Raw genomic sequence first — 14,051 nt, 5'->3', positions numbered from 1 at the left:
GTCTTTTTTTCAAGCATCAAAAATCAATACCGATCTTTGCCCGCACACCCCATGGAGATACCCCCGGATTATCCAGGTACGTAAAACGGCGAACCAGATCGACCCGTAAAATTTTAAAGATATTACTCAGCCCAACACTACCTTCTATATAGGCCCCATTATTAAGCGAGAACAGCTGCGGTTCGCGCGGATCCTTGGGCAATTCATCAAAATTTTTTGTGTATCTGTTGGAGGCATCAACAGCGCCATACAACATCTTTACAGAGGCAATCTCCCGGAGATCCAGTTTTTTTAAAAGCGGAACTTTATTCAGAAAAAAACCATTAAATGAATGTTGAAGCAATAGTGATGTATATTTATCGCTCATAAATTCCATCGAATTCATCAAATTGTAGGAGTTGAGCTGGTACGAATACGTTTGATTTGCCCGATGAATAATCATCAGCGGATAAGGAACCTTTCCAAATTGGATACCCGATTCAAATACGATATCGGCAAAACCAAATTGAGACGCAAAAAATCGCTTATTGGCATTTAATATGAAACGTTGGTAGTTATAATCTCCACCCAATAAACCTTTCACACCAACCTGTGCGGCTAAGGTAAAAATTGGTTGGCCCGTATTGATGATACGTCGATAACGTTTTCCCTGGTATAATTTCTCATGCGGAGCCCAGCGAATCTCTCCAGTGAAAGCAGAAGTCCACAGCTCATTGCCGTTACTTCTTCTAAAAGCGCGACGGTCATACGTTAAGATACCACCCGGGCTAAGGATTTGATTGAAGAACCCCACTTTAAAGGATAAATGGTTTTCAAACTCCTGCCAATATTCGATCTGCCTCCGCTGTAGATAAAACATTTTGTCATTTTCCCCTCTTCTGAATGAAAGCAAAAAATTGTCATTGTTAATAAAATTGAGATCCTGGCCCGGCACCTGCACCTCTTTACTAACCTTAGCGGAGACTAACTTTACCGGAAATTTGTATACCGATGCACCGTTAAGGGAGTAAGTAGCCCCCATATTATATTTCCATTGCCTATCATTCGTACCATAGGCACCATAACCATCCAGGACCAATGTCTTGCTAAAAATATCCGTCGTGTTGCCCCCAAATTTAAATCGGCTTCCTTCGACAGGGTTAAAACTATAGAATGAAGGTACTGGCCCTATTTCGATAACACCGCGGCCATAATACCCCGACATGATAAAGGAGCCCAATGCCATCAGGTTTTTGAAAGATTTTGATTGTTTTAAACTATCGATATTCGTAAAGGCCTGCGCCTCCAGCTTACTCAGTTTCTTAGGTCTCGCAAGATTCCAGTCAATTCCATTCGGATTCTGTGGTCCTGTTCGTGTCAAAGCTTTACCATTAACAGCAAGCTGTGTTTCACTGGAAGGTGACCTGCTGGTCACTTTCTCCCCAAACAAACCCATACCATCCTTAAAAATCCCCATGTCTATCGTCAGGACTCCCCTACTCAGAAAAAGACGATGTGCTTGATTTTCCGAATAATTCAAAACAATATTTAACCCCTTCACCCAATTGATATTGGTCGCTTCGTTGATGGTCAGCTCCGCTTGATCTAAGGCATAACTCCCATCTAGGCGGATATAGATGAAGCCTGAAAAAAGTGCATCCTCCTTATTGCGTGGCTCTACGCGTATTTTGGCATGCCAAGGTTTACTATCCTTCAAAGTGTCAACCAGGTAATATTTATAAAACGAAGGTGCCAACGTCGCTATGGGGCTCAAAAACCGTCTATTCCCAATAGAGACATCCGTATCATAGATATTTGTTTCGCCATAGATTTTATCCAGATACTCATCAATACCGTCTTCATCCAGGTACTGATCTACGCGCGACTGATTCTCCCCCAATAAAACAAAGTTATTACCTTTAGCGGCATCCAATTTTCGCTGACCGATTTTTTCATCCATGAATATGGGTACCAGCGATCTCCCCGGATACTTTAGCGTATCCATCCCCTTTTTCAAGAATCCGAAACGTTTGAGTAAGCGGGATTTATCCACCTTTTGATTTTGGATAGACAGGGACATCGATAGCTTCTCATATTCCTGATAGCTACCCGCTGCCCCATTTAGGGCATTATTTTCGTCTCTTTTTTCAATTACTTTACGGATTAAATCGACTGTTGGATTATGTTTATTCGTGTATTTCCTCTTTTTAGGCGCATTCACGACAACTTCATCGAGGCTCTGTTGTTCATCTTCCAAACGGATAATAAGAACCTTCTTGCCCTGTGCGACACTCATCGGGAACAACTGCTTTTTATAGCCAACGGCACTAAATAATAATTCCCAGTTGTCAGGCACGGATGATAGTTGAAAATGCCCCTCTTTATTTGTTGCTACAGATCTGGCCGTGTGGGAAAGCGTTACAGTAACACCTTGAATGGGTTTTGCTGATGAGGCATCGAGGACAATTCCTGTTAATGAAGCTCCTTGTCCAAATAGTCGAGAAGTAAAGAACAGTAAAACCAATAAGAAACGATATTGCATAAAAAAACCTTGCATCTAAATTCAGTAGGATGACAAGGTTTTTATAAAAAAGTCCTAGTGCGATTGCTATCTTAATCGCACAGTATTATAAATCGTCTTAAAATCACGATTATAATTATGCGGTCCAGCCAATACATCGACCTTTAGGCCAGCATTTCGAAACATTTTCACGAGATCTTCTTCGCCCTCTTTACAAAAAACATAAGTTGAAGGGAATTGCTTCAGCTTCAGGACTTCAGCAAGTACCTCGTAGCCATTGGGCTTCTGTTTCCAGTTAAGCATAGTCGATACAGTCACCTCGAAACTCGCATACTGATCGGGCGACAAATAAGTAACATGTCGGATTGACTTTTTCAAGGAATCCGAAAAATTATTCAGGACAAAAGGCAACACTCCTGCAGAAAATGAATGTCCTATCAAATAAATCTGGTCGCAGTCCCACTCTTTTCTGAAATGGTCAATATATCGTTCGAATTCCCTTCCCGCCTCTTGCGGGGTTTTCTTTTTCCAGAAATATTTTTTTGCATCGATGACCAAACGGGGATATCCATCGAGTGAGAAGTAAGCTAACAGGCTTTTACTAAAATCATTATATCCACCATCGCCTGTAATAAATACAAGCATTGTCTTTTGTTTGTTATTGGCATCTTTAAGTGGAATAACGTAATTTGGCAACATCTCTGCGTGTATTGGTTTTAGGGCGAGACATAGCCAGAAAAAAAGAAATAGGAATAGCTTATGTGCTTTATATAGTGCAGTCTTCATATGTATATATTAAAGTATAAATAGTTGCTTTTTATGATCATAATGAGCCCCGAGGCATTCATCCATAAATACGCTTTAGGATGCTTTCTTATAATTTTATTTACTGTTTCTGATAGCCTTTACCGGTATTGATTTACGAATACCATCCATCACATAAAAAAAACCAAGTGCGTTATTGGAAATATTGCCCTCAACATTGGCTGGTACCGCTGACAATAACCCTTTCCACTCTGTCTCTTGGAATAGATTATAAAGAAAACGGGAGTAACGGGGCGATTCCGAAAATTTAGAAACGATTAAACTGTCCTTCATCGAAACTTCATAGTTATAGGTCTTGCCAAGTAGATTATTCAGTACATTGGGAGCTCCCAAGCGGTAACTATAACTAAAAGGAGATCGAAAAGAAGAGATATCATCCTCTGAAAAATCTTTTTGAGGCATAATAAGCCATTTATTGGAGGTACGCATGCCAAACAGGTGTTTACTGACCTTTATCTCCCACTGATTATTCAAATTACTTTTCTCTACAGGCAAAAATGCATTTTCAACAGGAACAACAGGTATCAATTTATCCTGAGCTTCATACGATTTTCCATTCCATGTAATGGTCAGCTGAAATAGGTTGCCGACCGTGTCTTTCAGATTGAACATCTCACCCAAATAGAGCCCTTCACCCAAATCGCTAAATTCAATACTATTGGGACCATTGGTTACGCGTACGGTAGCTCCACTGATCCCGACAGTTCCAGTATTCGACTTGAGTCCGTCTAATTTCTTTAATTGAATATACTGCTCTTTGTACATCGTATTAATGCCTCCTTCTACAATCATATCGTATGACTGCCCTTCATCTACAGCGGATTTTTGACAAGAAACCGCTAGAAGATAAGTAACTAAAATCAACAAGAATCTCATATCAAAACCTCATGGTGTAATTAATTGACGGTACTCTCCCAGAAAATGATGTTTTCTGAATAGCCAAGTTCCCATTGCTATCTTCGGAGAAACTATAGTAAAGCGGATTACGTTGATCAAATAGATTATATAATCCGAAACTCAAGGTATGTCTTCGTCCGCGTTCCCGCTGCTTTATCGTTTCCATATCCACTGAACAATTCAGATCAAAACGGCTAAATGTAGGCATCCGACGCGAATTACGGCTGGAGTATACAGGAACATGGATCCCTTCATATTCCATAAATCCCATCGGATAGGTTAAAGGCCTTCCTGTATGAATCGTATAAAAAGCGCTCAGATGCATCGACCTACCTAGATCGTAGGACAAACTACTCTTGAGCACATGCGGAATGTCAAAATTGGCCACATATTCTTTTCCCTTATTGATGCCATTGATCTTCCGAAAAGATCTAGACCAGCTATAGAAAATACTACCCGAAAACTCACCGATACGCTGATTGACAGACAATTCTAGTCCATAGGCACGTCCCTTTCCTTGGCGCAGCTGTGTTTCGATAAATGGGTTGAGTATTAACTGCGCATGATCGATCAATTCGACCTGATTGCCCATTCTCTTCCAATACCCTTCCACTCCGATATTTCCACGATACAATAATCTGTTGATACGAAAAGAAATCGCATCAACATATTGTGGTTTAATATTTAATCCCGCCGGTACCCATGCTTCCAACGAGGAAAAAGCAAGTTCATCGTTCTGTAATAACTGCAAATACTGATAGCTCCGATTATAAGCCAATCTGAAAGCATAATCATTGCCCATTTTATATTGCAAAGATAACCGCGGCTCTAGACCGTAGTACGGCTTTTTCTTATCTGCATCGTTAGACAATGGCTTATACGAGCTGCCATCCAGTAAATAATAGCGTCCAAAAGATGCGTTAAAAAAGGCATTGGCGCGTATTCCCACAACAATCCGGAAGGCAGAATCTATCTTACAGTTAAAAGAAACATATCCTGTATAATCATAAGCTTGTGCCCTGAAAATATTATCCTCTGTATTTGAATTTACGGGTGATATCTCGCCGGGATTAAAACGATGCAGGGTGCCCTGAAGACCAAAATCCAAGGTACGGTCCAGTCCCATAAAATACGTAAAATCCGATTTCAAACTAAAATCACGTATACGTGTCAACCAGGTTTGATTATCGCTCGATTCAGGCTTACTGACATCCAATTTATTGTGATAATCACTGAATATAGCCGAAAGGTTCAAAAACAACCGGTCACTATGCACATGATTCCATCGCAAAGTCGATGTCCAGTTACCCCAGCGATTTGTATTCTTATTTGGTGAAATCACTTTATCTTGCCCATAGTATCCCGAAAGGTAGACCCGGTTTTTTTCATCAAATGTATAGTTGAACTTCACATTATAGTCGCTGTACTTGCCTTTGACATTGAACAGGCGATAATCTGTATTAAAAGCATTTAATATGCTTCCCCGGGCGGTGGCAATAAAAGCACCTTCTCCCTTTTTAATAAAAGGGCCTTCTGCACCCACTCTAGTAATTAATAGGCTAGATCCTCCAAAAACGTGAAAAGCATTGGCATCGCCGTCTCTAGTACTCATATCCATAATGGAAGAAAGACGTCCGCCTAAATTTGCCGGAATAGCATCCTTATAAAGCTGCGTATTCTTCAATATGTCCGAATTAAATACGGAAGTCAAACCGAATAGATGCGATGGATTATAGACAACAGCTTCATCAAGCAAAATAAGATTCTGGTCCTTACCGCTTCCCCGTACGAAAAGGTTACTCCCACCTTCGGTTAATCCGTTAATCCCATTTTGCATCTGTAAGACCTTCATGATATCAGCCTCGCCTTTATAAAAAGCATTTCTTCGCGTTTGAGTCCAATTGATCTTGTCCGTGAAACTTCCCATATGCTGCGCTGTCAAGGTAGAATCTACATTCACCACCACCTCACTCAGGTTAAAATCTATTGGCGCAAGTTTTATGACCAGATAATTGTCTTCTAATCCCGGATTCAATGTCACTGCCCTTGTCTTATAGCCGAGATAACTGACATAGCAACTATATTCGCCCCGCGGCAATGTGAGTGAATAAAACCCATATTTATTACTTAAGCTACTTTTACTTTTCTCTACAATCAACAAAGTAGCGCCGATCAGGTTTTCACCACTTAGACTATCTACAACGCGTCCCTTAATAGTAAAAGTTTTATCCTCTTCGTAGAAGATCAGAGCCCTATTTATAATCGTAAATCCAACATTAGAATCTTTCAACAAATAGTTAAGAACCTCTTCTAAACTCGATTTATTAAATGATCGACTATAGATGATATCCTTGTTAAAAATCTGCTCATCATAGGACATGGATATATCGTATGTTTTATGAATTTCGGCAAGTATCTGAATGATCTGTTTGTTACGTGTGTCAATTGAAATTCGCCAATCCGCGGGGGAATTCTGTCCCATGGATTTCGAACACATGACTATAACCAACCAGCAGAAAAAGAGCAGACGATACAGGATCCTATCTTTCATATCAGCAACGCGAAGAGTCTATTCGTAGATACTATATCCTTTTTTACTCGATTTCCATTTCACATTTAGGGTCTTGGAGAGAATCTGAACAATCTCATTGAGCGTTTGTCCATCAAAATACATACTCAGCTTCCGTGCTTTTAAGCTGTCCCCAACAACGGTAATATTCGCCCGGAAATGCTTTTCCAGATCCGCGCAGATACTGTCCAATCGAACATTCGAGTAGCTTAGCTTTTGTGCTACATCAGTATCATTGTCTACCGGCAGATCGATTTTGGAAAGCGAAGTTGTCTGCCTTTTATACAAACCTTTTTGATTTTTTTGCAGAATAAGTTCTTCTGCATGATCTCCTTTTCCACTGCTTAAAGCTACTATACCCTCCTTAACGAGTACTTCAACATCTTCTGCCAGTAAATTCACTTCAAAGGTAGTTCCGATATCGCGTACATAATTGTTTTCAAGATCTACGACAAAAGAGCTCCCTGTTTGATGTTTGACATCGAATAGCGCTTTTCCCTTTTTGAGCTCGACAGTTCTTTGCTGTGGAAATGTCCTTTTGTTGAACATCGCTTCAGCTCCGGCCTGTAGTGTGATGATCGAACCATCGGGAAGTAGGGTAGGCTGCTGAGCTACTGATCCATATAATCGGATTTCATTGCCCATCCAACGGTCAAAGTTCAGATAACAGGCAAAACCGACCATTAACAATATGGCTGCAGCCACAAATTTCATCCGGGGTCTCCAAAGCGTTCTGACTGGTATCGCCATCTCTTGGTCCTGAATAATAGCTTCTTTATCCAGCTGCAGTTTAAATTTGTCCCATTGACTATTGGTATCTACATTTTTATAGTGTTCCAATGCAATAAGGTCATCGGATATTGTTCTGATTTCATCATATAATCGATGGTTCTCCGTATCTTCAGAAACCCAACGTTCAAGCAACACCCCTTCCCTTTCGGAAATAGCCCCATCCAGCTTTTTCTGGATCAAGTCATAAGGAATAAATCTTGAAGTATTGTTTTCTTCCATATTTATAAGATAATAAACTGAACAAAAAGTCCCAATGAAAAAAATAAAAAAGCGATCAACAGCAATAAAGAATTTTTCTGCTTTGCCAAAGCCACCCGAATTTTATCGTAAGCAATAGTCAGATGATTTTTTACGGTTTTAATAGAAATTCCCAGCTGGTCTGCAATTTCCTGCTGTTTCATCTTATCATACTTGCTCATGATAACAATTTTCCGACACTGCGGTGGCAATCCTTCCAATAAGCTTTCAATCATCAATAATTTGGATTCGTAAAGTGCTGCGCTATCGGTCTGATCTTCCTCATCTGTCAGGTCCAGCTCCTTGCTATACTCATTATTCCGCTCCAATAAACGTAGGTTCTTTTTGAGGTAGGTAAGCGAGAGATTGATAACACTTCGGGATAGGTAGGCTCCAAGTGACTGATTAATGGTCAATTTTCCTGCATTTTCCCATAACATCATAAATATATCATTTGTTAGTTCCTCGGCGATTGATTCATCTCGCACATACCGAAAAGATAAGATATACAATTTACGGAAATAGGCTTTATAGATAGCCTCAAAAGCATCTCTATCTTTCTGAACTATCTTTTTAAGCAGGTCAACGTCATTTGACATAGGACTTCGGTAAAGCTAATAATAAACGTATGTAAAAATAATCAAATTCATCTGACATTTTATAACATCTAATTAATTTTGAAGCCAATGAGCTTACTTTAAACACGACGTGGAAACAAAAAAAAACGCTACACCGCAGTCTCCGTAGATTACCTTTGAGTCGGACTCCCTAATTATTACTTTTTCACTATCTTCGTCTTATGGCGAATCAATTGCAATTTGAACATTCACCGTACCTTAAGCAGCATGCACACAATCCGGTAGATTGGATGCCCTGGGGGCCGGAAGCTTTAAAAAAAGCAAAAGACGAAAATAAACTGATTATCGTAAGCATTGGCTACTCCGCTTGCCATTGGTGCCATGTGATGGAGCGCGAAAGTTTTGAAAACTCTGCCATCGCCCAGACCATGAATAAATTCTTTGTCTCGATCAAAATCGATCGTGAAGAACGCCCCGACATTGACCAAGTTTATATGTTAGCTGTCCAATTGATGACGAATGCGGGCGGATGGCCTTTGAACTGTATCTGTTTACCAGATGGTCGCCCGATTTATGGCGGCACCTATTTTAAACCGCACGACTGGCAGAACATCCTGTTACAAATTGCTCAAATGTGGGAAGAGAAACCTGAAGTCGCGTTCGAGTATGCCGAAAAGTTAAACAACGGTATTCAACGGGCTGAAAAACTACCTATCCACTCCATTCCAGATCAGTATAGTAGGGAAGACTTACTGGAAATTGTAACACCTTGGACCGAAACTTTCGATAAAAAAGAAGGCGGTTATCAAAGAGCCCCAAAATTTCCACTACCAAACAATTGGCTGTTTTTTCTAAAATATGGGGTGCTCTCAGATGATAAAGAGATCTTGAACCACGTGCATTTTACATTGAAAAAAATCGGATCTGGCGGTATATATGACCAGATTGGCGGTGGCTTTGCAAGGTATTCAGTCGATCACTACTGGCATATCCCCCATTTTGAAAAAATGCTCTATGACAACGGGCAATTGCTATCCTTATATGCGGAAGCTTATCAGCAAAACCACGATCCATTCTATAAACGAATTATCGAAGAAACGATTGCTTGGGCCGAACGGGAGATGCTTGCCCCCAATCATGGTTTCTACAGCGCACTTGATGCCGACAGTGATGGTGTTGAAGGAAAATACTATGCATTCTCCAAAGCTGAATTTGATAGCGTACTGGGCAAAGACGCTGGCTTATTTAGTCAATACTTTAATATTACAGAATCGGGCAACTGGGAGGAAGAGCAAACGAATATTCCTATTTGCGCCATAAATGCAGATCAGTTAGCTGCAAAGGTCAATATGTCAGCTGACGAATGGGCAGAGTTTCTAAAAGATTCAAAGAAAAAATTATACGACTTTCGCGAAAAAAGAGTACGCCCGGGACTGGACCATAAACAATTGACTTCTTGGAATGCCTTATTCTTAAAAGGACTCGTAGATGCCTACACCAGTCTGGACAACATACATTTTCTGGAACTAGCTTTGAATAATGCACAATTTATATGTAATGAACTTATCCAAAACAATGGGCAATTATTGCATCAGCCAAAAGATAAAAATAGAACGATTGCAGGCTTCCTCGATGATTATGCATTCACGGTTGAAGCGTTCATAGTATTGTATGAGGCTACATTTGACTTCAATTGGTTAACCAAAGCAAGACAGCTTGCTGACAAAGCTATTGCCTTATTTTACGATGGATCGCAAAAAACTTTTTATTATACATCGTCGGAAGCGGAGCAACTCATCGCGCGAAAAAGCGAAATCATGGATAATGTAATCCCATCTTCTTTATCAACCATGACCCGTCAACTGAAACGTCTAGGTCTGCTTTTTGATGATGAAAATTATATCGCCATATCAGACCAATTGTTGGCGAATGTATTCCCTCAAATCAAGACTTATGGTTCAGCCTATTCAAATTGGGCAATATTATTGCTAGAAGAAAGGTATGGAATCAATGAAATTGCATTGACGGGTAATAAAGCGATGGCTTTTAAACATGAGCTCGATCAATATTATATTCCAAACAAAATTGTTCTTGGCGGTACAGAAGAAAATCTTCCACTTCTAAAAAATAGGGTTGGAAAGGAGACAAAAGCTTATCTTTGTAAAAATAGGACCTGCAGTCTGCCTCAGGATTCAATAAAAGCGTTAATAAATTATATTTAATAAACGGTAGCCTCGGCTTCCAAAAATCAAAATCAGATGGCTATAAAAGCAAACGACGTCGTAGCATTGACGTACAGACTTCACACAGTAGAAAACGGTGAAAAAGTTTTCGTTGAAGAAACAACTGCAGAACAACCTTTAGATTTCTTATATGGTGTAGGTATGATGTTGCCTAAATTTGAAGAAAACATCGCAGATTTAAACATTGGTGATAAAATTTCATTTGAATTGGCACCTGATGATGCTTACGGTCAAAAAGACGAAAGAGCATTCGCACAGTTGCCAGTAGATATGTTCAAAGAAACAGGATTACCTCCAGTGGGAGAAGTATTACCTTTGCAAGACAACCAAGGAAACCAATTCCGCGCTGTGGTAGCTGAAGTTACTCCAGAAATTGTTGTTGCTGACTTAAACCACCCAATGGCTGGTAAAACATTAAATTTCGATATCGAAATCTTAACTGTACGTCCTGCAACTGAAGAAGAATTGTCTCATGGACACTCACATGGTGTAGACGGTACACAAGGTCACTAATTCTGGAATCAGAATACACACAGGAAAGGGGCGTCAATTGACGCCCCTTTCCTGTGTGTATTCTGATCATTTTTATTTTCTATAGAAGGAATCTCAAAAAATTCCCTAAAGTTACAAAAGGTTCGTTAAAATCCTATTCACTACCTTTCTTTCCACCCTGGCGTCTCGATACTTATTAACAGATTCTATAAAACTCTTTATAAAATATGACCTTTATTTAAATATAGACTCTAGCATCGTATCTGCCCAAACAAAAAGAGACTGCCATATCTATTTCGGGCGGCAGTCTCTTTTCTTACTTTTTAATTCTCTCTCATTAATGAGCGCTATAAGCTCTAAATGCGGGGCCCTGATTAGTATACCTGGTACCATGAACTTGTGTTACATTTTCCCCATACGCATATCTGTAAGTTTTCGGATCGTACCATTGATAGATAGGAACTACGCCCTCTCCTGAATAATTATGGTTAAATGCAAAAAAAGCACGCCCCTGATTAACAAACTTATTTCCATGAACTGGTGTCGTACTCATACTATAGCCATAGATATAATTTCCAGGGTTATACCATTGGTATATTGGCACTGTGTTGGCATTTGAGTCTTTTGGAACCCAAAAAGCAACTCCTTGATTAGCATATTCTGAACCATGACCTTGGGTAGAGTTCATTCCGTAAGCATACATATACTTATTGCTATTATACCATTGGTAAACCGGTACTAGCTCCAAGGGCTCTAATTTATTCTTATCGATATAACGATATACTGCATCAATAATCTGTTGTTTTTTATATGCATGAGATACCGGAATAAAATCATAAATGGGATAAGTCACTTTCCAGTTCACATCAACTAATCCTGCATTTCCTGAATTTACAGATCTTTCCCAAGTAGCTGTATTTATCTGAGGATAGACTGCATCTTTATTTTCATTAAAAGAAACATCAACACCTTCCCCAGCCTTATAACTAACAAACAATTCTTTATTAATATTTTGGGAAGCTAAAGTTTCATTCGTGACAACTGTATTATCTACATTAGCTCCTAAACCAATTGGGCCTAAAACAGCTTTAAACCCCGCTTTTACTACGTTTGTTCGTTTTGTCGCATCAGTTTGATCAGTAGAAGTACTTTTGTATAAAACTCTCAAAACACCGCCCAAAGTTATATCTGTTAAAACGTGTGTACCGTAAGCCTCTACAAATGCATCAGCATTTAAGGTTTCCAAATCAGTAATGAATTTGGCTGTAACATATCTAGACATAAACTGTGGAGTTTCTTCAATTCTTAGGGAACTCACATACTTTGAAATATCTAATGAAGCAAATGCATATTTTGTTGAATACGAATATCTAGTTTCAAGTTCTCTGTTATTGGAAATATTGCCAGTAAAGACATTTTTATCCCCTTTGTCAAAGCCAGGCAATAGATTAAGACCAACCTTCGTTTTCTTAGTAACATCTTTTACATAATCGCTTGAACTAAAACCGTAATAATAATAATTCTGCCCCCCAGTTTCTGGGTTAATTATAACAGAATTAGTGTTCTCTGCAGCCAATTTTTCCACATCAAGAACCACTCTTCTATAGGAATTCCTATCCAAATATTCTTTGGTAACATCGTAGCTGAATCCCAGCATACGATGTTTCGCATCTCCAACAAGCGAAGCAATAGAAACATTATCCAGGCCAACATTAAAAGCTTTGCTATCCACTTTACCAGTATTAAGCTCCAGTTCTTCTTTCTTCGAACAAGAAAATAGAACACTTGAAATTATCAATGATCCTAAAAAAAATACTTTATTCATAATTTTATATAATATTTAAGCAAATATAAATCTTAAAAAACTATAATAAGAATTTCTATAAAAAAAATAAACATAAAAACAATAAAACACTAACAAACAACGTTTTAATTAAAAAAAAATCAAAGAATTAAAATTAAACAATAAAAAAAAGCAAACCATACTTATATACATAAAAATATCTAAATTTCTGTCCATTATCGTCACTACTTTTTAGCTAGGATGAGTATATTAAACTAAACACCTATCATGGTCACATTTGCCCAAAAAGTAATCACATTTAACAAACAGTTACATTATTCGGAAAAACTTCCGGCCGATTTTGACGTCATTAATCCCTACCTCGATAATCCCGAGACATTGGTGGTGATGGAACAGTTTTACAAAAAATTTTACCAGGATAACTTACAAAGAAAATTCATTATAGGCATTAATCCGAGCAGACATGGCGCAGGAGTAACGGGTGTTCCTTTTACCGACACGAAAAGATTAGCTAGCGCATGTGGAATAAAAATGCATTCAGCACATACCCATGAAATATCCTCTGTTTTCATATACGATATGATCGAAGCCTATGGAGGACCAAGTATTTTCTACAAACAGTTTTATATCAATTCACCTTTTCCACTGGCAATTGTCCGTGAGACAAATCCCAACAACTGGATCAATGCAAACTACTATGACGATAAGCAGCTTTTTGAAATGGTGAAGCCATTTATGGTTGAATCCCTAAAACAACATATCGCTATGGGGCTCGAAACAGAGGAAGTATTTGTCCTTGGAAAGAAAAACGCAACCTTCCTCGCAAAAATCAACAAAGAAGAGAAATTATTTGGAGAGATGATTATTCTGGATCATCCCCGCTATATCCAACAATATAAATCAAAGGACAAACAACACTATATTGACAATTATATCCGATTATTAAGTGGACTATAAAATATGGATAAACATGTTAATTAACTGATAAACAAAATCTGTTGTGTTAATAAGTAGTATCAGCTTTTAAGAAGATATTTGCTTTTATATAATCTCCATTGTAAATTCATATCCAATAGGTAGCCTATATACTGTTTTACCGTTATTATTTTTAATC

10 protein-coding genes are annotated in these 14,051 nt (G+C 38.7%); 3 read left to right on the top strand and 7 right to left on the bottom strand.

Features of this window, described 5'->3' with window-relative positions:
- Positions 1–16: 16 nt before the first annotated feature.
- The 6 genes from J2X77_RS19630 to J2X77_RS19605 all read right to left on the bottom strand — a co-directional run bounded on the left by J2X77_RS19630 (position 17) and on the right by J2X77_RS19605 (position 8,419).
- Positions 17–2,536 (bottom strand): DUF5686 family protein, encoded by a 2,520-nt coding sequence (locus J2X77_RS19630; RefSeq protein WP_310082121.1) that lies wholly within the window; start codon positions 2,534–2,536, stop codon positions 17–19.
- A gap of 51 nt (positions 2,537–2,587) precedes the next feature.
- Positions 2,588–3,286, bottom strand: coding sequence for an AcvB/VirJ family lysyl-phosphatidylglycerol hydrolase (locus J2X77_RS19625; protein WP_310082119.1), 699 nt, complete (start codon positions 3,284–3,286; stop codon positions 2,588–2,590).
- Positions 3,287–3,382: 96 nt separating this feature from the next.
- A complete protein-coding gene (locus J2X77_RS19620) occupies positions 3,383–4,201 on the bottom strand; it encodes a DUF4249 family protein (RefSeq protein WP_310082118.1) in 819 nt (272 codons plus the stop codon).
- 1 nt (position 4,202) lies between these two features.
- On the bottom strand, positions 4,203–6,704 hold the full coding sequence (locus J2X77_RS19615) for a carboxypeptidase-like regulatory domain-containing protein (RefSeq protein ID WP_209580499.1): 2,502 nt from the start codon (positions 6,702–6,704) through the stop codon (positions 4,203–4,205).
- An 87-nt stretch (positions 6,705–6,791) separates the two neighbouring features.
- Positions 6,792–7,802: a FecR domain-containing protein gene (locus J2X77_RS19610; protein ID WP_209580497.1), complete on the bottom strand. Its 1,011-nt coding sequence runs from the start codon at positions 7,800–7,802 to the stop codon at positions 6,792–6,794.
- A gap of 2 nt (positions 7,803–7,804) precedes the next feature.
- Positions 7,805–8,419 (bottom strand): RNA polymerase sigma factor, encoded by a 615-nt coding sequence (locus J2X77_RS19605; protein WP_209580495.1) that lies wholly within the window; start codon positions 8,417–8,419, stop codon positions 7,805–7,807.
- 200 nt (positions 8,420–8,619) lie between these two features.
- Between J2X77_RS19605 and J2X77_RS19600 the strand changes: the two genes are divergently transcribed.
- Both J2X77_RS19600 and J2X77_RS19595 read left to right on the top strand, forming a co-directional pair.
- Positions 8,620–10,620: a thioredoxin domain-containing protein gene (locus tag J2X77_RS19600; protein ID WP_209580493.1), complete on the top strand. Its 2,001-nt coding sequence runs from the start codon at positions 8,620–8,622 to the stop codon at positions 10,618–10,620.
- A gap of 36 nt (positions 10,621–10,656) precedes the next feature.
- Complete coding sequence (locus J2X77_RS19595) at positions 10,657–11,154, top strand: peptidylprolyl isomerase (protein WP_209580491.1); 498 nt, start codon at positions 10,657–10,659, stop codon at positions 11,152–11,154.
- Positions 11,155–11,470: 316 nt separating this feature from the next.
- Here the strand turns inward: J2X77_RS19595 and J2X77_RS19590 are convergent, their stop codons facing one another.
- Positions 11,471–12,958 carry an MAC/perforin domain-containing protein gene (locus J2X77_RS19590; protein WP_209580489.1) on the bottom strand — a complete coding sequence of 496 codons (1,488 nt, stop codon included), beginning with the start codon at positions 12,956–12,958 and terminating at the stop codon, positions 11,471–11,473.
- A 246-nt stretch (positions 12,959–13,204) separates the two neighbouring features.
- Between J2X77_RS19590 and J2X77_RS19585 the strand changes: the two genes are divergently transcribed.
- Positions 13,205–13,894, top strand: coding sequence for a uracil-DNA glycosylase family protein (locus J2X77_RS19585; RefSeq protein WP_209580487.1), 690 nt, complete (start codon positions 13,205–13,207; stop codon positions 13,892–13,894).
- The last annotated feature ends 157 nt before the right edge of the window (positions 13,895–14,051 follow it).

The sequence above is a fragment of the Sphingobacterium sp. 2149 genome (assembly GCF_031455655.1).
Taxonomy (GTDB): Bacteria; Bacteroidota; Bacteroidia; order Sphingobacteriales; family Sphingobacteriaceae; genus Sphingobacterium.
The sequence above is the reverse complement of the archived record's forward strand: the minus strand, read 5'-3'. Positions and strand labels throughout refer to the sequence as shown.